The organism is Capnocytophaga sp. oral taxon 863 str. F0517 (genome assembly GCF_000466425.1).
Classification (GTDB): Bacteria; Bacteroidota; Bacteroidia; order Flavobacteriales; family Flavobacteriaceae; genus Capnocytophaga.
In genome coordinates, this window is record NZ_KE992155.1 from 75753 (window position 1) to 94486 (window position 18734).

General features: G+C 37.7%; 27 protein-coding genes. 3 read left to right on the forward strand and 24 right to left on the reverse strand.

What is annotated here, in order from left to right:
- Nucleotides 1-55 precede the first annotated feature (55 nt).
- From HMPREF1551_RS07330 to HMPREF1551_RS07430, 21 genes are all read right to left on the reverse strand, one after another.
- The gene (locus HMPREF1551_RS07330; protein ID WP_021628451.1) at nucleotides 56-394 is read right to left on the reverse strand and encodes a hypothetical protein; all 339 of its coding nucleotides are present in this window, start codon (nucleotides 392-394) and stop codon (nucleotides 56-58) included.
- Complete coding sequence (locus HMPREF1551_RS07335) at nucleotides 391-1140, reverse strand: hypothetical protein (protein ID WP_021628452.1); 750 nt, start codon at nucleotides 1138-1140, stop codon at nucleotides 391-393. The genes HMPREF1551_RS07330 and HMPREF1551_RS07335 overlap by 4 nt, the downstream gene beginning before the upstream one ends.
- Complete coding sequence (locus tag HMPREF1551_RS07340; protein WP_021628453.1) at nucleotides 1115-1957, reverse strand: DUF6291 domain-containing protein; 843 nt, start codon at nucleotides 1955-1957, stop codon at nucleotides 1115-1117. Before HMPREF1551_RS07340 ends, HMPREF1551_RS07335 begins: the two co-directional genes overlap by 26 nt.
- 108 nt (nucleotides 1958-2065) lie before the next feature.
- Nucleotides 2066-2941 carry a DNA-methyltransferase gene (locus tag HMPREF1551_RS07345; protein ID WP_021628454.1) on the reverse strand — a complete coding sequence of 292 codons (876 nt, stop codon included), beginning with the start codon at nucleotides 2939-2941 and terminating at the stop codon, nucleotides 2066-2068.
- On the reverse strand, nucleotides 2899-4197 hold the full coding sequence (locus tag HMPREF1551_RS07350; RefSeq protein WP_021628455.1) for a hypothetical protein: 1299 nt from the start codon (nucleotides 4195-4197) through the stop codon (nucleotides 2899-2901). The genes HMPREF1551_RS07345 and HMPREF1551_RS07350 overlap by 43 nt, the downstream gene beginning before the upstream one ends.
- Before the next feature lie 69 nt (nucleotides 4198-4266).
- On the reverse strand, nucleotides 4267-4692 hold the full coding sequence (locus HMPREF1551_RS13180) for a YopX family protein (protein ID WP_021628456.1): 426 nt from the start codon (nucleotides 4690-4692) through the stop codon (nucleotides 4267-4269).
- Nucleotides 4693-4805: 113 nt separating this feature from the next.
- Nucleotides 4806-5576, reverse strand: a complete 771-nt coding sequence (locus HMPREF1551_RS07360; RefSeq protein ID WP_021628457.1) for a hypothetical protein — start codon at nucleotides 5574-5576, stop codon at nucleotides 4806-4808.
- Nucleotides 5577-5676: 100 nt separating this feature from the next.
- Nucleotides 5677-6105, reverse strand: a complete 429-nt coding sequence (locus HMPREF1551_RS07365) for a hypothetical protein (RefSeq protein WP_021628458.1) — start codon at nucleotides 6103-6105, stop codon at nucleotides 5677-5679.
- Between the two features lie 2 nt (nucleotides 6106-6107).
- Nucleotides 6108-6644 (reverse strand): hypothetical protein, encoded by a 537-nt coding sequence (locus HMPREF1551_RS07370; protein ID WP_021628459.1) that lies wholly within the window; start codon nucleotides 6642-6644, stop codon nucleotides 6108-6110.
- A gap of 74 nt (nucleotides 6645-6718) precedes the next feature.
- On the reverse strand, nucleotides 6719-7501 hold the full coding sequence (locus HMPREF1551_RS07375; RefSeq protein WP_021628460.1) for an SPFH domain-containing protein: 783 nt from the start codon (nucleotides 7499-7501) through the stop codon (nucleotides 6719-6721).
- A 187-nt stretch (nucleotides 7502-7688) separates the two neighbouring features.
- The gene (locus HMPREF1551_RS07380; RefSeq protein WP_021628462.1) at nucleotides 7689-8255 is read right to left on the reverse strand and encodes a hypothetical protein; all 567 of its coding nucleotides are present in this window, start codon (nucleotides 8253-8255) and stop codon (nucleotides 7689-7691) included.
- Between the two features lie 5 nt (nucleotides 8256-8260).
- Nucleotides 8261-8452 (reverse strand): hypothetical protein, encoded by a 192-nt coding sequence (locus tag HMPREF1551_RS07385; protein WP_021628463.1) that lies wholly within the window; start codon nucleotides 8450-8452, stop codon nucleotides 8261-8263.
- 2 nt (nucleotides 8453-8454) lie between these two features.
- Nucleotides 8455-9099, reverse strand: a complete 645-nt coding sequence (locus HMPREF1551_RS07390) for an MBL fold metallo-hydrolase (protein WP_021628464.1) — start codon at nucleotides 9097-9099, stop codon at nucleotides 8455-8457.
- Nucleotides 9090-9308, reverse strand: a complete 219-nt coding sequence (locus tag HMPREF1551_RS07395) for a hypothetical protein (protein ID WP_021628465.1) — start codon at nucleotides 9306-9308, stop codon at nucleotides 9090-9092. Before HMPREF1551_RS07395 ends, HMPREF1551_RS07390 begins: the two co-directional genes overlap by 10 nt.
- A gap of 2 nt (nucleotides 9309-9310) precedes the next feature.
- Nucleotides 9311-10171 carry a recombinase RecT gene (locus tag HMPREF1551_RS07400; protein ID WP_021628466.1) on the reverse strand — a complete coding sequence of 287 codons (861 nt, stop codon included), beginning with the start codon at nucleotides 10169-10171 and terminating at the stop codon, nucleotides 9311-9313.
- Nucleotides 10171-11061 carry a DUF1351 domain-containing protein gene (locus tag HMPREF1551_RS07405; RefSeq protein ID WP_021628467.1) on the reverse strand — a complete coding sequence of 297 codons (891 nt, stop codon included), beginning with the start codon at nucleotides 11059-11061 and terminating at the stop codon, nucleotides 10171-10173. The genes HMPREF1551_RS07400 and HMPREF1551_RS07405 overlap by 1 nt, the downstream gene beginning before the upstream one ends.
- A 23-nt stretch (nucleotides 11062-11084) precedes the next feature.
- Nucleotides 11085-11336 (reverse strand): hypothetical protein, encoded by a 252-nt coding sequence (locus HMPREF1551_RS07410; RefSeq protein WP_034544472.1) that lies wholly within the window; start codon nucleotides 11334-11336, stop codon nucleotides 11085-11087.
- A 2-nt stretch (nucleotides 11337-11338) separates the two neighbouring features.
- Nucleotides 11339-11722, reverse strand: a complete 384-nt coding sequence (locus HMPREF1551_RS07415) for a hypothetical protein (RefSeq protein WP_021628469.1) — start codon at nucleotides 11720-11722, stop codon at nucleotides 11339-11341.
- Nucleotides 11719-11934 (reverse strand): hypothetical protein, encoded by a 216-nt coding sequence (locus HMPREF1551_RS07420; protein ID WP_034544474.1) that lies wholly within the window; start codon nucleotides 11932-11934, stop codon nucleotides 11719-11721. Before HMPREF1551_RS07420 ends, HMPREF1551_RS07415 begins: the two co-directional genes overlap by 4 nt.
- A 54-nt stretch (nucleotides 11935-11988) precedes the next feature.
- Complete coding sequence (locus HMPREF1551_RS07425; protein WP_021628471.1) at nucleotides 11989-12225, reverse strand: hypothetical protein; 237 nt, start codon at nucleotides 12223-12225, stop codon at nucleotides 11989-11991.
- 6 nt (nucleotides 12226-12231) lie between these two features.
- Complete coding sequence (locus HMPREF1551_RS07430) at nucleotides 12232-12462, reverse strand: hypothetical protein (RefSeq protein WP_021628472.1); 231 nt, start codon at nucleotides 12460-12462, stop codon at nucleotides 12232-12234.
- 174 nt (nucleotides 12463-12636) lie between these two features.
- Here HMPREF1551_RS07430 and HMPREF1551_RS07435 point away from each other — a divergent pair, with 174 nt between their 5' ends.
- The 3 genes from HMPREF1551_RS07435 (at nucleotide 12637) to HMPREF1551_RS07445 (ending at nucleotide 15646) form a co-directional block, all read left to right on the forward strand.
- Nucleotides 12637-14121, forward strand: a complete 1485-nt coding sequence (locus tag HMPREF1551_RS07435) for a hypothetical protein (protein WP_021628473.1) — start codon at nucleotides 12637-12639, stop codon at nucleotides 14119-14121.
- Nucleotides 14122-14416: 295 nt separating this feature from the next.
- Entirely contained in the window at nucleotides 14417-15151 is a 735-nt protein-coding gene (locus HMPREF1551_RS07440) for a helix-turn-helix transcriptional regulator (protein ID WP_231374966.1), read from the forward strand.
- 60 nt (nucleotides 15152-15211) lie between these two features.
- The gene (locus tag HMPREF1551_RS07445; RefSeq protein ID WP_021628475.1) at nucleotides 15212-15646 is read left to right on the forward strand and encodes a hypothetical protein; all 435 of its coding nucleotides are present in this window, start codon (nucleotides 15212-15214) and stop codon (nucleotides 15644-15646) included.
- Here HMPREF1551_RS07445 and HMPREF1551_RS07450 read toward each other — a convergent pair.
- The 3 genes from HMPREF1551_RS07450 to HMPREF1551_RS07460 form a co-directional block, all read right to left on the reverse strand.
- Nucleotides 15633-15854, reverse strand: coding sequence for a hypothetical protein (locus HMPREF1551_RS07450; RefSeq protein WP_034544475.1), 222 nt, complete (start codon nucleotides 15852-15854; stop codon nucleotides 15633-15635). The two genes, HMPREF1551_RS07445 and HMPREF1551_RS07450, sit on opposite strands and share 14 nt — an antisense overlap.
- 865 nt (nucleotides 15855-16719) lie before the next feature.
- Entirely contained in the window at nucleotides 16720-17136 is a 417-nt protein-coding gene (locus HMPREF1551_RS07455; protein WP_021628479.1) for a hypothetical protein, read from the reverse strand.
- Between the two features lie 346 nt (nucleotides 17137-17482).
- Entirely contained in the window at nucleotides 17483-18730 is a 1248-nt protein-coding gene (locus HMPREF1551_RS07460) for an aromatic amino acid transporter (RefSeq protein ID WP_034544506.1), read from the reverse strand.
- Nucleotides 18731-18734 lie beyond the last annotated feature (4 nt).

An 18734-nucleotide genomic window follows, 5' to 3' on the forward strand; every position in this document is an offset into this window, starting at 1 on the left:
TTTTGTTCTTTTTTCTTTTTATTAATGTCGTCCATGTGTAAATACATTATCTCGGTTAAATCGTTCGCGTATGCACGAAGGCATTGAGTAGCTGCGGGTCTATCTTATTGGCCTTTTCAAACTCTTCTACTACTTCGTTATTTTTCTTCTTGCATTCCATAAATACCTGTTTAAGTCTAAACCTTGGATAGCTTTCATCAATCATGTGAAGTAATTCACTGGTAGCTTTGCAATAGGATAATGCCATAATCATATAATGAGCCATATTCTCCCGCTTAAGAATTGGTTTTACTTGGCTTTCACGATAATCAGCAACGGCAATCTCCATGAGGTGTTTAGCTTCCTTCTCTGTGATTTGTAGCCCGCGTGCTCTTAGTTCTGTTATAAATTTCATGTTTTAAGGTTGTTATTTGTCATTAGTAACTTGTCGTTTTCAAAGATATATTCCAGTGCTATTTCTTTTTTCAGAGATATATCATCATCCACGCTTTCAAAGGACTGTTTCAGACGGCTAACAAGGCTTTTGTTATCTCGCTCCTGGATCTTGCGTTCCCTATAGCGCTTGGTTAGTAATTCCTTTTCCGCTGCGGTGAAGTCAGTTATCATACCTCGCTGCTTAAGGCCGTCATATATCCAGCAGTTGAATAATGGGAGTTGTCCTGTCTGCTTGAAATCGTTGTAAAAATGTTGTACACTCTCCCTAAATCGTTGTTCTTTTTCCTCCTCTGATAACTCCTCCTCTTTGGGGGCTGGTAGGCTCATAGGAAGGTTATTGGCTTGTCGGGTATTTCTTAGCCATTCCTTGTATTTTTTCAATATCTCGCAAACATAAGGGGCATTGATTAGCTGATAATGCTCTGTACGCATGCCAAAATCTCCGTATCTTTCCATTTGAAGAGCTTTATATAGCTCCTCTAAAGAAAGTGAAGAAAAGCGGCTTAAAATCATTCCTGAAATATCAGACTTGTTGATAGGGTCTATTTCTCCCTTGAATCCGATAAGGGCAGCATGATGGGCGATGATAGTGCCAATGCCTCCGCGGGCTTCTATTGGGTCAAGCGCTCGGATAGGGGTGAATGCCAGTACCTGCCGTGCAAAAGCTGCTCCTTGCAATTCACCAGCCTTGCATATTTGCGGCAATGTTGGCAGCGGTTTGACGTCCGACAACATTGGGGGTTGCTGTGTTTGTAGTATGAGTTCCTGAGATGATGTTTCCATTTTGGTCAATTATTACGGGTTCTTGTGGGTTGTGTGGTTGTTGGGCACTCTGTACCCAGCTGGCTTCAAAGCCTTTCCATTGCTTCTGCACTACCAAGGTGAGGATGGTATTTTTGTCCTGTCCTGTACGCTGTACCTGCTCAATGAATAGCTTGAATGCACGTTCGCTATTGACAGCTTTCTTTGCCTTGCGTATCCTGAGCCAGTCCTCCGTGAGGTCAGCAGCAAATCCTGCCGATAGCATAGCCTGCCTGAAATTGAAAGGAGGGGGGGCGGCCGCAACTCGGGGGGAGGTTTCTTTTTGGTCGCTTAAAGGCTGATTGTTTTTTTCCTCCTCACTAAAATCCACACTCGCGCTTTTTTGTTTCTTTTTTTCTAAAAAAGAAATATTATCATTTACATTTACATTATCATTTACATTAGGGGTTAGGTTGGGGTTTTCTTGGGGTTTTTTAGGGGTTAAGGTGGGGTTTTCTTGGGGTTTTTCTTTTCTTGGTCTTCCTCCTTTTTTACCGTGCTCTGCTCCTAATTTACCATTCTCAAACCTTTGATTATTAGCGTCTAATTGAGGTTTTATAAGGGCAAACATCGCTTTTGTTATCGGCTTCTGATTTTCAGTTGTTACTCCGTTTAAGCCATACTCCATTATGGCTGTGAGCACTTCTCCCTGAATATCTCTCGGCAGTTCCTTTATCCCTTCATAAAAGCTCCTGTAAAAGACAAAACTTTCTCTTTCCATGGTTTGTTATTTAAATGATCGTTATCTCACTAACTTTGCCCTAAGCCCTCTCCTTGAGCATACACGCCAAGTACAAGCGAGGGCGTAAGACAAAGAATGAATGAGTATTTAAAATAATTTAGGTTGCATTTTATCGGCAATCATACGCTTGAGATTGCGCTGCATTTGATTGTAATAGGACTCCTTAAGCTCTATCCCTATGTAGTTGCGATTAAGCCTTAGACTTTCGTACCCTTCACTTCCTATCCCACCAAAGGGGCTGAGTACTGTGTCTCCCTCGTTGCTCCATAGGTGCAAGCAACGCCTGATCGTCTCAAGTTGTAAGGGGCAAATATGCTTCTCGTCTTTCTCCTCACGAGCGGAGGTATATTGCAAGGTATCGGAGTAGTTGATGTCATACCACACTGGCTCAGCATACTTTTGCCACAAATTCACGGGGAGGTAATTCTCTTCGTTCTCGTCTTTATCTTGGTGGGTAATTGGCACAAGGTTATCACCTGCATTGCGAAAGACTAAGATGTAATCAGGGATCCCTGTACGTGATAGGCTGCTGTCCTTCTTAATGGTCTTATGTAGTAGCCCTATTGATTTGGTTCGTGTCATTTCCACTACTGGGCTTTTCCAAATCGTTATTCTATCATGGTAAATAAACCCCTCTTTTTGGAAGGACTGAATAAGCATTCCTGAAAAGTCCTTAAGACCAATATACCCATCTTTGCCTTTCATTGCGGGTAAGTCCATACAATGCACTGCTACCAATCGACCGCTTTTAATTACCCTTGCTAACTCTTTTACAAGGAATTGAAAATGTACAAAGAACTCCTCATAATCTTGGCAGTTACCCATGTCTCGTATATCGTCTGAATAGACATACAATTCAGCAAAGGGAGGGCTAAATATTGAAAAGTCAATGCTGTTATCAGGGAGTTTAGCTACCTCCTCTACGCAGTCGCCGTGTATAGCTGTGAATTTTGGTTGTTCCATAGTGTTTGGTTATTAATCATTAATTGTTGCATTTGTTTAAATTGTTTCTCTTTTTCTCTGATGATACTAATAACATTCTGCATGGTATCAGTGGTTACAATATTGACTGTTACATCTCCTTTCTTTCCGAAGCGGTGGGATCGTCTTACTGCTTGGTAAAATCCTTCAAAAGAAAAATCAGGGCTCATAAAGGTTTGATTTAGGCAGTGCTGAAAGTTTAATCCGTATTGGGCTATCTTAGGTTTGGTAACCAATACCCTGAACTTTCCATCTACAAAGTCTAACAGCTTTTGCGCTTTCTCTTCAGGCTTATCGCTCCCTGACACTTCCACTGCTCCATGAATACCCGCAGTAACTTCTTTCCCCTCGTCATTATGTTTGACCCATACAATATGTGGATCCTCATTGGCGTTAGCTATCTCTATTGCCTTGGCTATACGCTGCTCTTTAGTTCGTCTTAATTCCTTGTTGAAGTCTGTAGCTGATACAGCCAAATTGGGGAATAACATACCGTTGCTAAAGTCATTTTCAGTAATGATTTGGTGCTCCTTGTAAATCACCTCTGATAAGTCATACCCTTGCATTGGATAACCTATATCTGCGGGATTGGTAAGCATTATCGCCCATTCTGATACAAACTGATAGAACTTTTCAACGGCATGCCCTTTTAATCTCCATTTACTCGTGTGGTCTTGGTCATTGATAAAGTAGGTAGCAAGCATTCCTAACCTGCTTTGATAGCCCAAAAACTCAGAGTGATTAGCCAACTCCATAGGATCATTAGGGGAGGGAGTAGCTGTAAAAGCAAACTTATAGGGAGTATTGTGGAAATACTCAAAAAGTTGCTGTTTGATTTTGCCTTCAAAATTCTTCATTATTGAACTTTCATCTACTATCAGCCCTGCATACTCCTGCGGATTGATGTTGTGCAAATTCTCAAAGTTGGTAATGGTTACCTTGTCAAGGTCAAAACCAAACTTTTCTGCTTCTCTTTGGGTCTGTGCTACCACTACCAAGGGTGCAAGGATAAGCACGGGCTTATTGGTGTGCCTTACGATTTGGCTTGCTGTTTCAAGCTCCATTACAGTCTTACCTAATCCACAATCTGCAAATACAGCGTGTTTGCCCTTGCTGAGGTTACGTTCTACAATGAACTGCTGAAAAGGAAACAGTTTATCATTCATCGGCAAAGCGGCAAAGCCTTTATGCTCCTTTGCTTTTTGCTTCTGTTTTAAAAATTCTTGATACTCGTTCATTTTTGATTTGAAATTAGAGATTTGATAAAGATTGCCGCGCGCTCAATCTCCTTTCAAATCGGTTGTTAATTATTGTTTGAATAATTCGGGGTTGTCGTGAATGTTTCCGATTACTTCTCCTCTTGTAAATTTACTCATATTCTCTGCTATGTAAGGGTCTCCAATAGTTCTTAAATAGAATAAATGGGCATCTTCATAATCACATACAACTTCCCATATTTTATTACAGAATTTGATAATATCACCCTCATAAATTTCTTTGTTCCCTATAGTGTATACTCCAGAAAATTGTCCTAATGTTTCAGGTAATATTTCATTTTCATTCAATCCGTTGAAGTCAGCATAATCTACAATGTAATGAATTGTATAAGGTACTGATGTCTCAATAACTGGACTTTCTTCTTCTCGTATGAGATAATACCCATATACCCATTTCCCTTGTGGAGTTTTACCTCTGAACTTTATAGTTCTTTTCTTTTTATCATAAATATTCATTTACTTTATATTTTTAATCTTTGCCCCCGCTCACAGCTCGAACGTGAGTGCTTGCCTATCGGGGGTCACCATGTCTTAGACATGAGATAGATAATATTCCAATGTTAGGTTTGTTAGTCGTTATCGGCTGTTTGCTCTCTTTTTCCCTTGCTTCTGTCTATATAGACATGGCAAAATAGATGGTCAATCACAGCTTCTACTTTCATTATCTTTGCCGATAACAGTGTCATTGTATAAGGTTCAGGATTTTCCTTATCCTGCATATACTTGTCAAAGAACGCAATACATAGAGGTTTGGTTTCCTCAGCATTGATAGCCTTTACTAAGAATTTATTACGAGTTGTGTAGCGCTCATATTTCATCTCCATCTCAGCAATATAACAATTGACCTTTTCATCTTCTCCATTATCCTTGGTTAAGGTTACTATGTACAAATATTCTTGTTCCTTGAGGGATAACACTTCAAAATATCCTTGGTAATGTTGTTCTATGTAGTCCGTGAGGATCTGCATAGCTACTTCTACACTATTAGCATATAGGAAGAAGGTTTGTTTCTTTCCCATTACCTTTGCTACAGCTACCCATGTGGCAGCACATCCATTGACTAAGGTTGCTTGTCTTTGTATAGTACTGACTTTTACCTCGGTAATATCCCCACTTTGTAGGAAAAAATTAATCTCCTCTAAGTTGTGATGGTCTAAGAATGTACCACGGTCAAATATTATCTCTTTTCGTTCTATATTGACTAACTCCCCTGTGCTTTCATCTACAAAGATCTCAGGCCATTTTCTATAGAGCGTCTCGGCCAAATACTTATCCTTCATCTCAGATAGATTGGAGGTGGTGAGGATCTCCTCCTCAAAACGATTAACGGTTTCTTTCATTGCTTATTTTACTTTAAATCTTGCTTATTTACTTTTTTGCGTTGGTTTTTAGACAGTTGGGAATGATTTTTTGCCTTGCTTAACGAGGGGGAAAAATTGCTTATTCCTCATCGCTTATTGGTTCAGGCAAATCTAATCCGAAAAAGTCCATACATAGCTGCCTGATTTGCTGTTTAAACTCCTTCTCCCATTCGTAAGTGGTCAGTTTGGTGCTGCTCTTTGGCACTTTTAACACTTCTCCAGTGGCAGGATTGACACGTTCCTCATAGTTACAAGTTGTCTTTAATAGCGTATGCACTTCGTTAGGATTGTATAACTCCCCCCACTCGTTATAGATAGCGGCTTGTATGAGTGGTATCCAGCAAGCCCAATAGAAGGCATTTTGCTCGTTGCTCCTTTTCTTGCTACGCCTTTCAATAGTAAGATTGATAGGCAAGCCCTCAAAGGAGCCAATCGCACGAGTTACCATTTCTCGGTTACCTACCAGCTTTCCGTCTTTAACGGTAGTTGGGATAGTTATCTTTTTCATTGTTATTCTTCACTATTTTTATTATAATTTACAAATTCCCAACCTTGTGATATAAGTAATTCTATATTCTCTTTCGGTATAAAATCATCATATCTATATATGTCCATGCCAATTGAAACTTTTGTATCAGATATGAATTTTTTTACAGTTTTAATTTTTTCTGATGTATTTCTCCATTCATTACTTCTTTCCTCATCTTTTTTATCTTCTATAATGCGATGAAATTCTATGACATCTTCATTGTATGGATAGGAATAAGTATCAAGGAATAAAGTATTTTTATATTTTTCTTTGTTATATTCTACAAATTCATCACTTCCAGGTTTGTCTTTTAAATCTAAATATATTTCAGAAATATAAGTGCCTTTATCGTTTTGATATAGAACAAAATGCTTATCGTTATTCACAATGAATTTCATAAGTGTTGTAGTTTTTACACCTAATTCATTTGCAAGGTTATTTACGTAAGGTTTTTTATTGAAAGCTACTTTATATAACTCAAACCTATCTCTTACTTCTTTTAAATCTAAAGTCTTCATTTTGTCTTTAATTTTGAAAGCAAGGCAGGACTCGAACCTGCTACTATCCCGATTGATACTTGCTTTTTGTTATACTAATTACCTAATATTACGGGCGTTCTGCCATCTGTGATGATTACTTTATTAGAAGTCTTGCCTAACATCTCAATATATTGCTGCATTAGGATTTCCTTTGTAAGCCCTACCGATTGGACTTTGTTTGTTTCGGCATCTATCTTTGCCTTTTCTAACAACATTCTTGAGGTCTCTAACTCATTCTTTACCCTGTTAGCCTCTTGTATAGCCTTATTCCTGTCTTCTACGGCTTTCAGCATTGAAGCAGGAGGTTTAAGCCCTGATGTAAGAGTAGTAAGGTCAAAGAATTTCGTTTTAAACTCCTCTTTCAATCTTTTTTGTACTGATAGTTCAAACTTTCCTAAGTTATTCATAAGGCTGTCAGTAGTGTAGTTCCTCGCTTCCTCACGATAGGCATCTGTAACGCGCTTGTTAAGTACATTCGCTTCTACATTGTCAAAGAAGGTTTCAGGGTCTTGTATTCGGTAGTTCTTGTAGTTGAACACAATCTCAGCACCTTTGCCACGAATAGGCGTATAAGTGTAGGAAGGATCTACCGTGAATACCCCTGCATCTTTTGCTGTGATTTCCACCACATCAGGGTCGCCTGCTTGCTCCCACATGGGTACCTGATACAGCTCACTACCTGGGCCTAACATCCCTTGTGCCCCTGTTACGATTTTGAACGAATTGATACCATTTCGTCCGTACTCTGTCATTAGAACCCCTTCATAGTTGGGTTCAGGTCTGTTACAACCTACCAAGGAGGCTATAACACTGAAAAGAAAAATCATCTTTTTCATTTGATATAAAAATTAAATTAGTTACTGAAAAACTTGTTGTAAGGAAAAGCAATCAGTATAAGAATTGCTACAAGTAACCCTACAATCCATAAGTAAGGGAGTTCACTCCTGAATAATACCATTATTCCGTATGTCAATAACACTAACAGAATAATGAATGCTAATGCTCGTATCGCTATTTTTCTCATCATAATAAAGGTTTTGCCATCTCTAAGAGTTCTTTTTGTTCTTCAAAGAATCTGTTTCTTATTTCTTTTGATTTAAATGCTAAAGTCCTTTTAGAACTATAGTTTTCATCGCATCGAATCTCTTCATTTACTATGAGTATTACAGATTTTGTTGTACTATCATCTTTCCAATCAGGTTTCCAACCATCATTGTAATAGTCTCTAAGGATAACAAGTTTTCTAAGGGCTTCAAGAGCTATATACATCTCAGTAGAAGTGTAGGTTTTATCATCCCTAATTAAAGTATTATAATATTTATTGCTTTTTAACCAATCTAAAGCCTCCTCAAAAGTTGGTACAGGTGCTTTTTGCTCAAAGCCTTCAATTCTGTAGGGAGATGTTGATAATGTCCTTATCTGATTTCTTCCTCTACAACCTTCAGCTGTATAATAACGAACACAACTACCAAATTTCACTGTGATTGGATGAGGAGATATATCTAAGTTCACATCTAATACTTCTCCTTTTACATCTGGTTCGTATATTTGGTCATAGACCTTCATTCCTTTTCTAAATACTGTTTTCATTATTTTTAATCTTCTAATTCACTTATCAAATCCGTGTAATAATCTATCTCATCTTCGATTTCTTCGATTTGTTCTCTTAACTCACTGGTATCTTCCCCGTCTCTTTCCCTATATCTTATTTCATCATAGATATATCTTTGGGTTTGCTCAAGCTCCTCTTTTAGGCTCTTGTAGCTATTTAATTCTGTTTTTCTCATTGTTATTTAATTTTACTATAAAAACTTCTACTCTTATGCAGTTCTAACACTTCACTGCTTTTCTTTCTGTTCGCCTCAATAAACGCCCTTGCCTGTTGTATGCTAAGGTGGGTATTGATATTGCCGTAAGCGTGGGTATATTCTCCGTTGGCTCGTGCTTCCTCTATTGCTTCTTGTATGTACTCCTCGCAATAGTTATGCTCAATAGCATAGAGGTCGTAACCTTTAGCGCTGATACCTTCCAAATGTACTGTATCAGTAGCGTGGAATATCTTTTGTCCGTTGGGGAGGAATATCCGCCAACCAAAATTAGGTACATCGTGGTACAGCTTTACAGGTGACACCCTGAACGCTCCATAATCGTATATCTTACCCACTTGCAATACATCTATATTCTTGATACATGGTAATTCTTCTAAGAGGAAATCACCGCAAGCCACCCGCAAGGTTGGTCTTTCAGCTTGTAACCGCTGCAAAGTGCGTATTTTCAAGTGATCGCTGTGCTTATGGGTAAGGAGTACAATTTTCAAAGAACGTTTGACTGCTTCTAAGGCTTTGAAGGAAACGCCGCAATCTACCATTATTGCATTGTTGTATATCACGGCGTTACCCTCGCTACCTGAACTAATGACTTTTGCTATTCCCATTTATTTTCTGTTAGGTTATATACCCCTCGTGGGAAGTATCTCATTTCAGGGCGTTCATCATATTCAAAAGCCCACTCTAAGCCAAAATACTCAACCATTACATCTCTTGGATTTTCGGCTGTTATCTTAATCACACAATCACGGTCTAAGGTTTGTCCATTAAGACGATATACGTGTGATTGTCCTAATGTGAAATAACTTGTTATCATACTTATAGGTTTTTAAAATCAACTTGCTTAGGACTTTCCGAAGGTGCTGGGGCGGGAGCTGTTGGCTCTTCTTGAGCAACAATCTCGGTAGGTTCACTTTGTTCAATAATAACAGCATCTTGTACATACCTACCTGCTTGTGGGTTATCTATATAACGCCCCTCGCTATCTGCTTGGTCTCTCTCTATAGCGTTCTGCATTTCCACGGATAACACCCCGTAGCGATTAAGTAGGAGCTTGAGGACTGTTTTCTTTGCCATGGCATCAAACTCATTTCTCCATACCCCTTTGAACTCTCCAGTCTTTTTATCTATCCCACTTTGTGAGTACTTACTTACGTGTGCCTGCACCTGCTCAAGGCTCATATATAAGGACTGTTGAAACCCATTTTGTAACTCGATATAGGCCAAATAGCCTATAACTTTGCCTTCAGGGTTTTCACCCAAAAATTCAGTGTGTCCAGTGAACTTGTTGCGCTTAATCTCGCCTTCTCGCACCTCGCAGGTGTTAATGGTTCTGTATTGACCGCTTCGGATAGCTAACTGAATAAAACCCTTATATCCCATTTGAAATTGGGGGTGTACTTCTTGGGTCTTCCAATCCTTGTAAGCGATAACATACGCATACCCTAAGTTTTTGTTAAGTGGGAGGTTAAGGGCTGTGGCATTCATGGCACACTTCATCAGCTCTGTATTATCACATTGTAACAGCTCTTTGTTGCTATCTGAAAGGGCTAAGAGGTTGGATACAAATTCTGATTTTCTTGACCCTAATGTCTTTGTTAGGAAATCGGCTGTGGCTTTTTGATTAAGGAAATTACCTAATGTTAAGCCCTTTTCTGTGGTGGTTACTGCTGTACTCATTATTCTATGATTTTAATGTTATTACTAAGGATATATGCTTTCAAGGCTCTGAGTTGCTCCATGGTACCTTGTACGGTGAAACTGGTTACTATCAAGTCGGGTGTTACTTCTTGAACAGCTGGCACCACTTCATTTTTCACTATTCGTTCTTCACTTTTCACCTCTTCAGGTGCTTGCAAAGGAGCCACTTCTTTTGCCCTTGCCTCGGCTGCTAACCTTGCTTGCTCGGCTCGTGCCTTTTGTACTTCAAGGCGTTGTAGTTCAGCTTCTCGTTGTTGTTTGCGATACTTTGCGTTGTTTATCGCAGTCATTACATCAAGGGTTTGCTTGTAGTCTGTTAGAATCTCCGCCTTATACTCATCAGGATCATTAAGGCTTTCAATCATTGCAAGGCTTTTAACCACATTGTCAATATTGGTATTTACGATGTCTTTCAAGCTCTTGTCACTATCATTTAATCTTATGTTCAAGCAAAGCCTTTCAAAAGGGAGGAAGTCAATGTTATTCGCCTGGCATAACTCTGTAAAATAAGCCCTGATACGTGCTTCTTTGTCGGCCTTCAAACGCCTATCGAACTCATCTATTTTCACCTTAAGAATGCCATCGGCTTTCTCATATTTTACCTTGATAAAGGTATTATACGCTTTTTCAAAAGCCTCGTAAGGTGCTACTACTTGCTCTTTGATGCGTTTGCGCTGCTCTTCAAAGTTATCCAACTCTTTATTGAGCATTGCCCTGGTGTCCTTAACGGCTTTTTTGGTGCCCTCTGTTACGAGTTGCTTATCCAAGTCAAGCGCTGCGATACGCTTGTCAATCTCTTGCCCCACGCTTTCTAATCGTTCATAGACGATCACTGGCAATTGTTGTACTGTGATTAAATTCTCATTCATTTTTAATAAATTTTATTTGTTACTTATTCTTCATACTGGCTTAGTCTCTCACGAAATTCATAAGCTATATTCTGCCTTGCTACATCTATATGCTTGATGTAGTCGTTAATAGGTACTTCACGGGTTACTTGGCTATCAATAGGGAGGGCTAAAAACCCTATCACCCTATCGCTGTCAGCCCCAAAGCCCCATATAAATCGTTCATCTATTCTGTCAATTTGTACGAGCCAATCGCCTATCTCATAGCATTTGCCCTTTTCTACTGCTGTTTTCATAATTACCATGTATAAGATGTTGCATAATCGGGATACAGACCCTCTGTATCGTAAAACTCGTATTCTTCATTAGCACGCTCTGTAAGTGCCTTGGTTAGTGCTGCTTCTTGCTCGGTGGTCAATTGCACTTCTTGAAAATTAACCTCTACCTTGTTGATAGTAACCTCGTGGTTACTCTCATAATCGCGACCCTTATAATCAAGAGTAACATCATAGGTCACACTGCAATACCAATCGTCCTCATACTCTGTATATGTGGTAAATTCACATTCAAAAGAGCGGCCTTTATCTTCATGTATATTCAAGTAGTCATAACCTTGATAGGTAGGATCACCATACACTTCTTTTGTAAGTCGTGCAAACTCAAAGGGGCTGATTGTTCTCATTTTAATACGTATCTAAGTTGTGATTTTTTAAGGAGTTCTTGTAAGATGTGTAGTGCCAAGCAGTCATTATATTGCTCTTTCTGCTCGTAGTTTAGCTCACTGTAACGGCGCTTTTTGTAGCACAAGTAGCCATTAATCACCTGTAGTTCTGTGTCTTGCACTTTTTTTGACTTTTGCTTGCAAGAGAATAATTTTTGTAGTAATTTTGCCATGTTAAAAATTTTGTTTGTTATACACATGCCTCGCCTGCCAGCGGGGCTTTTTTGTTAGCTGTTTTGCCTTGCTTTTTCAAATTCAGCGTAAAATTGTGTCGCATACTCTGATATATCAACGGGTTCTTTCAGTTTGATTGAAGACTTGCCCCCTTCCACAAGGGCAAGTTCTTCGTTAAGGCTAATAATCTCGCTTGCCAAATCTCTAACAGCACCCTCTAAGGATAACTTGAGCAATGTTACTCGCTCTAATTTTCTTTTGAGGTGTCTTTTCAGCTCGGTATTATTCATGATTAATTATTCTACTTTTACATCTTCTGTTGAATATCCATAACTCTCATACAAAGGCATTAGTCTTACATTGAGTAATGTATCACTTCTACGCCTTGCAGAATTTTGTACAGCTATCTGTGTCTTATCCATTTCAAGGGCTATTTGAAGGCTTAACTTATTATTAGATAGTATCTCTTCTGCGATAGCCTCAGAGAGCTTGCCCGTAACTTTGTGCCTTTTTTTTACTTTATTCATTGTTGTTTACATTTTTATTATTATCTTTGTATCGTAAAAATGTAGAACATTTGTTGTTACATTTCGACAGTGCAAAATTAGAACATTTCTCTGTAAAAACAAAATGTTTTACAGAAAATTTCTCTGTGATTAGTGTTAAAGTTTATAAGTGATTGATTTTTAAATAATTGTAAAATGGTGTTGTCTAAATATATTTGGGATTTATACAAAGAAAGTAAGCAAGGGAAAGAAACTATTGATTTTTTTGAATATCATAATGTTTTCTGGAATGATGTAAAGGTTATCAATAAGTACAATCCTATCTATGGAAAATGGATAGAAAAAAGGGATTATGAAAGCATAATGCAACAAATAGGCGACAGTTCACTGGATAGAAATCCTAATAACTTTGATTTTAAAACATTTGCAGAAGTAAAAAAGGAGTTTGAAACTTGTTTGGATGAAGGGATTTATTTTATATTTGATAATGATGAAAAAGGCTATGTTATAGATCCAAAAGACTACCAGATTTTTCTAAATCTACACATAGTAATATCTTTCTATTTTTACGCAATAGCTTATGAGTATACATTCCCATACCTATTTACATACCGATTTTTTGACTTAAACAAAATTGCAGATACCTTTAACATAGAACTTCCAAAGTTACCTAAGAAAAGCGACTATCGTGCCCGTTGTATGTATTACATTGAGCTTTGTGAGGTGTTTTACAAGTTTAGAATAGAAAACAATCTTACCCCTAATGAATTATGCGCTTTTTTGTACGATTTTGCTCCTAACTATGTAAACAAGGAAAAAACGGAAATATTTAAGCCAACTCAAGCATGGTTCATAGGAGGGTTAATCTCAGAGGAAGAACGATTGGAAGAAGTAAAATTTTGGCAAGCAAATCCTGAAACTAAAAAAGGAGATATTTTAGTACATTATGAAACTTCCCCTATTAGTGCAATTACTCATATATGGAGAGCACAAACAGATGGAGTTGTTGATCCTTTTTTCTATTATTACGCCAATTCTTATATAGGTGATGGAATTGAAATACCATACATAACACTGAAAGAATTAGAATCTGATGAATATTTTTCAAAACACCCTCTAATACGTAAGAAATTCCAAGGAGTAAACGGTTGGGCTATATCTAATGACGATTATTCACGTTTATTGAAACTGATAAGAAGTAAAGGATTTGATACAGCTATATTACCAACCTTACAAGCTCCCGAGCCACCTCAAGGAATTGAATTGCATAACGAGAGAGATGTGGAAGTGAATTTGTTAGAATATTATCTGAACCAGATAGGATATTTTGAAAACAAAGATTTCATAAGACAATTGCCAATAAAGGCAGGTAGAGGTAACAGAATATATCCTGATTACGCCTTACATTACGACAATAAAAGAGGATACGAGAAAGCAAAGATACTTATTGAGGCTAAATATCATCTGAAAAATAATAAGGAAATAGAAGACGCATTTAAACAAGCTCGTTCCTATGCTAACTTATTAGAAAGTGAAAAGATTATCCTTTGTGATAAGTTTGGTCTAATTATTTATCTAAAGAAAGGTTCTTTTGATAGATATAATTATGAAAAAGTATATTGGAATGATTTGCAAAATCCTGATGTCTATAACAAGTTTGTTAATATATTAAAGAAGTGATTTTAGCGGTAAAGGTGTATAACAGATCATAGAATATTTCCTAAAAAAAGAATTTCAGTTACAATCCAGATACGAATTCCAAAACGTCTTTGTTTTGATGATTTCAAGATAACAAACAAATTTTTAATTAAAACACAAAAGTATGAAAGATAATTCGGATACAGAACAAAATTCTGTAAAAAATAGATTGCTTGATTTCTTAAAATATAAAGGAATAAGTCAAAGTAAATTTGAGCAACAATGTGGAATATCAAATGGTTATGTTAATAATATTCGTAAAGGGATAAAAAATGAAATGTTTGATAAAAAAATTGCTCCTAATTTTCCCGAACTTAGTAAGGCTTGGTTACTACTTGGAGAAGGCTCCATGCTCATCCCACAGATAGAAGAAACTGTACCAGAGGAGGAAGAGGAAGAAGACGATTTAGTATTATTTCTAAGAGACGAGCGCAAGGGGTATGATATTACCCTGACAGACATATACGAAAAGACAAAAATACCTGTAAAGGTACTCAAAGAAGCGCAACAAGGCATTTCCGAGCTGCCTGAAAAATATAGAGATGCTTTAACAACATACGTCAATGAAGCAAGGGAATACTTTCAGGAGGAAGCAATAGGAAACCCAATAGGGAAACCTACGGGCTACTACTACCCTGAGATATATGCTAAAGCAGGCTTTGATATTGCCAACTTTAACGATGAAATGCAACGTATCCCCGTGTATATACCTAACTTTGGGGACGATGTTACCTTTATAAATGTATATGGGGATAGTATGTATCCAAAGTACAAAGCAGGAGACGTAATAGGGATTAAACATGTTGATTTCTTATACTTGGTTTTTGGACACCCTTACGTGGTAGTGTTTGACAATGGGGACGTTAATATAAAATATGTTCGCAGAGGGTCTGATGATGATCACGTAATTTTAGAAAGTGAGAACCCTAAATACGACCCTCGAGAGTATCCCCTTAGAATTATACGTGCATTTTATGCTGTAAAAGGAAGTGTAAAGAAAGAGCGAATGTAATACAAACAAGTAGTAGCCACGGCGATCGTGGAGCGGATAGCGTATTAAAACTTAAACATTATGAATTATTCAGATTACATAGCATTAGGAGGCTTGGTAATATCTATTTTTGTTGCTGTATGGTCTTATTGTATCAACAGAAAGTTGAACAAACAGCAGGAAATTATTAACAAGTACCAAATAGACAGCTATTCAAAAGCTGATATAAAAATTGAAGTTAGTGATTTAGGTAAGGGCAAAAGAACGTTTGTAATAACAAACATAGGATACTCCCCTGCAAAAAATATTCGTATTGATTGGAACGGATTGGATAAAGAGGATAAAATATCTATAAACGAGCAGCATAAGTTGCCATACCCTATCCTTAACAATAGAGATAGTTTTAGCTTTTATGCGCTTCTTTATGGGTTAGAAAACAGATCTCCTGTTGTTTTTATCCTATGGGAAGATGATTATTCTAAAAACAATAGAAAGGAGGTTACTATTTCTCTTTGAGTTCATCAAGGATTTTCTTTATTTCCTCTCTAAGAGCCCAACACCAACCTTCAGGAATATCGCCCTCAATAAAAGGGTCTTTCCATTCTCTGTTTTTGAGTTGAATGGTAGCATGTACCACAAAGCGGTATATTTTTATACTTTCATCTCTGCAATCTATTAGCTCTTTGATTAAGTCATACATGCCTTTTTCATTATTACTTGTCATAGTAGTGTGTTTAGTATTAGGCACAAAGTTACAAAAAATAACCAAGCAAACAAGCTCGGATAAAACCATATGACTAAATTCTGAAATACACCAAAAAGGCAAGGTAAGCCTATTTAAAAAATCCTTGTAAATCACTATAAACCAAACACCTACGTCGTTTATTGCCGTCAAGGTAAAAAGCAAGGAAGACCACTATTTCCCTATAGTTGTTCATTTAAAAGTATCTGATTTTAAAGAAGTTACAAAACGAAAAATTTTATCCTTTAGGATTTCGGCTCTGAGGGTTAGGGGTTCGAAGCCTCTCGCGGTCACTAAGTGTAACACTCTTCCACTCAATGTGTTACAACTATTTTAAGGCTAAAATCTCGTTTGTAATTTCACTAAAACGTCATGGTAAACGGCAAGTATGCCTATAATTTTTATAGGTACTTAGAAAAATATTTCGTACCTTTGCATTGCAATTCTGCGGATTTGCAATACCTTTGGGGCAGTCATTTTTATGATGATTGCCCCTTAGTGTTCTTAGTTATTAAGTAGGGGTAAGAGACAAAATTAATACTAAAGCGTTGCAGAAACTCTTATATTTATCTAATAAGTTGATTTTCTATAATAGGGAGGGGGTTAAAATCTTTGCTATTTAGAAATAAAGTTGTACTTTTGTTACACAAATAATGGATTTAAAGTTTTGGGGTATCCCACCAGAGAGCGGGAATGCGATACTATACGCATGTGATAGTTGTTAAGCCAAGCTTTCACCTTTAAAAACATTATCTATAGGGCAGCGCCCACCAGAGCGTAATGGCGGTATAGTATCCCGAAGCTCACTAACCACCTTGAAATTATCAAGGTTTTCAGGGTGGTTTTTTTATTTTTCTAATAGGGAATGATAAGCCTTGAGATATTTATTTAATCGTTGTGTATCTTCCTCTGTGATAAAGGTTAGCCGTGTAATATCCATATTATCTCTCAAATCGTTGAGCTTGACTTTGGTGGCTAAAGAGTTTTTCTTGATACGCTCTATAAAGTGAGTGTATGTCTCATTAGGTTGTTTGGTTACACACACTAAGGCACTGATAACTTCTTCTGAAAAGCCTTCTTTTCTAAGGGCTTCAAAAGTCCAAGGTGTGTCTTCTACTAAGTCATGTAAGATGCCACAGATTTTTTCATTTTTGGTTTGACCTGCATTCATCACTCGGATAAGGTGTAGAATGTAGGAGGTACCAGCTCTGTCGGTTTGCCCTTGGTGTGCCTCAATGGCTATTTGTATGGCCTTTTCTAACATAGTTTAAAAGTTTTAAAAACAACTTCCTGATAATCAAAATTATGGCAATAAACAATAGGATATGTTGCAGAGGGAACATAGGTGTAAAATAGAATCCTTCAACAAAGTAATAAAACCGACTACTATAATCCCATGGATTTTCAAGACATACCTCCCAATAGAAATCATCCCAGGCAATACGAGAGAATGTCACACACAAACCCCAGTTAAGCACAGCAAAGCAAATGAATTGGTGTTTCCTGATGAATAGGTGGGTTAGGAAAAGACTTTCAAAAAAGGTAAATACCAAGCCTGAAAAAGTATATATAGAATAATCCTCCATGATGCTGAGTGATAAAAGTATTCATTATTCTCCTTCAAAGATAGGGATCCATCCCATTTGTCCTGCTACATAACAAAAAATATTGAGTAGTCCAAAGGCTATAACCAAGTAAATCAACCATTTCTCACCAAAGACTTTATAATTACTTTTTGCAAATTTCTTCCTACTGGCACATACCAGAAGAGCGGGAATGATAATCATCCAAATACTTACAGCAAGTCCTGCATAGCCGATAGCGGTAACAAACCCATAAGGATAAAGCAAGCTCATCAGTAGTGGAGGGACGAAGGTAATTAAGGCTGTTTTTATTCTTCCCCATAGGTTGTTGCTTAACTTGAACAAATCGGCTATGTAATCAAAAAGTCCTAAGGTTACACCCAAAAAGGAGCTAGCAATAGCCATATAAGCAAAGAAATCGAGTAATATTCCAATAGATTGAGTAGGAATATAGCGGTTTAGTGCAGCCAATAAGGTTGCTACATCTCCTCCTTTTTCTATAATAGGGACAAATTCTGCCCTTGGAAGGTTTCCTTGTACTGCCATTTGCCAAGAAATATAGATTAGTAGTGCCAAAAGTGAACCTATAAGCACGGCATAGGTAATCTTTTTGCTGTTTTTATTATAGTAATTGACTAAGGTAGGCACACAGATATGATATCCAAAAGAAACCAAACAGGTAGGAATAGCAGAAAAAAGGTAGGGGAGATAGGATGTTTCATCTTTTGATACTTGATTGAGTAATATATCGCTTTTGACAGCGCTGAGGAGCCCTGTGGTGGAGAGAAAAAAGGCGACGACCATTCCTCCTATGAGAATGGTACTCATCCGATCTACAGCCTTGGTGGAGATACTGACAAATAGGGCTAAAGCTAAGCAGAAAAGTAGGGCGGCAAAGGTGTGATTAATAGGAAGATGCGGAGCAAACTTCAGGAACAGACTTTCGGTGATACTCCCTCCTGAAGTGATATAAGCATAGGTGAGTATGTATAGGGTGAAAGCCACCGAGATACCATTGAGGATATTCCAACCTCTTCCTAGCAGTTGAGTAGTGATAGTATTAAAATTGGCTCCTTTCTCGAAGTGTAGGTTGGCCTCCAAAAGCATCAAAGCCGATAGGGTAGTTATTCCCCAAATAAATAGGAATAGGAGTACTGACCCTATGAACCATACCCCCGACATTGCAGTGGGGTTGGCCAGCATCCCTGCTCCAATAGCCGTGCCTGCAATAATCATAGCGCCTCCCAAAAGAGAAGGCAGTTTCTGTTGGGTCATATTT

Coding starts and splice junctions, on each gene's coding strand:
- HMPREF1551_RS07330 (WP_021628451.1), bottom strand. CDS start 394: ATGAAATTTATAACAGAACTAAGAGCACGCGGGCTACAAATCACAGAG.
- HMPREF1551_RS07340 (WP_021628453.1), bottom strand. CDS start 1,957: ATGGAAAGAGAAAGTTTTGTCTTTTACAGGAGCTTTTATGAAGGGATA.
- HMPREF1551_RS07345 (WP_021628454.1), bottom strand. CDS start 2,941: ATGGAACAACCAAAATTCACAGCTATACACGGCGACTGCGTAGAGGAG.
- HMPREF1551_RS07350 (WP_021628455.1), bottom strand. CDS start 4,197: ATGAACGAGTATCAAGAATTTTTAAAACAGAAGCAAAAAGCAAAGGAG.
- HMPREF1551_RS13180 (WP_021628456.1), bottom strand. CDS start 4,692: ATGAATATTTATGATAAAAAGAAAAGAACTATAAAGTTCAGAGGTAAA.
- HMPREF1551_RS07360 (WP_021628457.1), bottom strand. CDS start 5,576: ATGAAAGAAACCGTTAATCGTTTTGAGGAGGAGATCCTCACCACCTCC.
- HMPREF1551_RS07365 (WP_021628458.1), bottom strand. CDS start 6,105: ATGAAAAAGATAACTATCCCAACTACCGTTAAAGACGGAAAGCTGGTA.
- HMPREF1551_RS07370 (WP_021628459.1), bottom strand. CDS start 6,644: ATGAAGACTTTAGATTTAAAAGAAGTAAGAGATAGGTTTGAGTTATAT.
- HMPREF1551_RS07375 (WP_021628460.1), bottom strand. CDS start 7,501: ATGAAAAAGATGATTTTTCTTTTCAGTGTTATAGCCTCCTTGGTAGGT.
- HMPREF1551_RS07380 (WP_021628462.1), bottom strand. CDS start 8,255: ATGAAAACAGTATTTAGAAAAGGAATGAAGGTCTATGACCAAATATAC.
- HMPREF1551_RS07385 (WP_021628463.1), bottom strand. CDS start 8,452: ATGAGAAAAACAGAATTAAATAGCTACAAGAGCCTAAAAGAGGAGCTT.
- HMPREF1551_RS07390 (WP_021628464.1), bottom strand. CDS start 9,099: ATGGGAATAGCAAAAGTCATTAGTTCAGGTAGCGAGGGTAACGCCGTG.
- HMPREF1551_RS07395 (WP_021628465.1), bottom strand. CDS start 9,308: ATGATAACAAGTTATTTCACATTAGGACAATCACACGTATATCGTCTT.
- HMPREF1551_RS07400 (WP_021628466.1), bottom strand. CDS start 10,171: ATGAGTACAGCAGTAACCACCACAGAAAAGGGCTTAACATTAGGTAAT.
- HMPREF1551_RS07405 (WP_021628467.1), bottom strand. CDS start 11,061: ATGAATGAGAATTTAATCACAGTACAACAATTGCCAGTGATCGTCTAT.
- HMPREF1551_RS07410 (WP_034544472.1), bottom strand. CDS start 11,336: ATGAAAACAGCAGTAGAAAAGGGCAAATGCTATGAGATAGGCGATTGG.
- HMPREF1551_RS07415 (WP_021628469.1), bottom strand. CDS start 11,722: ATGAGAACAATCAGCCCCTTTGAGTTTGCACGACTTACAAAAGAAGTG.
- HMPREF1551_RS07420 (WP_034544474.1), bottom strand. CDS start 11,934: ATGGCAAAATTACTACAAAAATTATTCTCTTGCAAGCAAAAGTCAAAA.
- HMPREF1551_RS07425 (WP_021628471.1), bottom strand. CDS start 12,225: ATGAATAATACCGAGCTGAAAAGACACCTCAAAAGAAAATTAGAGCGA.
- HMPREF1551_RS07430 (WP_021628472.1), bottom strand. CDS start 12,462: ATGAATAAAGTAAAAAAAAGGCACAAAGTTACGGGCAAGCTCTCTGAG.
- HMPREF1551_RS07435 (WP_021628473.1), top strand. CDS start 12,637: ATGGTGTTGTCTAAATATATTTGGGATTTATACAAAGAAAGTAAGCAA.
- HMPREF1551_RS07440 (WP_231374966.1), top strand. CDS start 14,417: ATGTTTGATAAAAAAATTGCTCCTAATTTTCCCGAACTTAGTAAGGCT.
- HMPREF1551_RS07445 (WP_021628475.1), top strand. CDS start 15,212: ATGAATTATTCAGATTACATAGCATTAGGAGGCTTGGTAATATCTATT.
- HMPREF1551_RS07450 (WP_034544475.1), bottom strand. CDS start 15,854: ATGACAAGTAATAATGAAAAAGGCATGTATGACTTAATCAAAGAGCTA.
- HMPREF1551_RS07455 (WP_021628479.1), bottom strand. CDS start 17,136: ATGTTAGAAAAGGCCATACAAATAGCCATTGAGGCACACCAAGGGCAA.
- HMPREF1551_RS07460 (WP_034544506.1), bottom strand. CDS start 18,730: ATGACCCAACAGAAACTGCCTTCTCTTTTGGGAGGCGCTATGATTATT.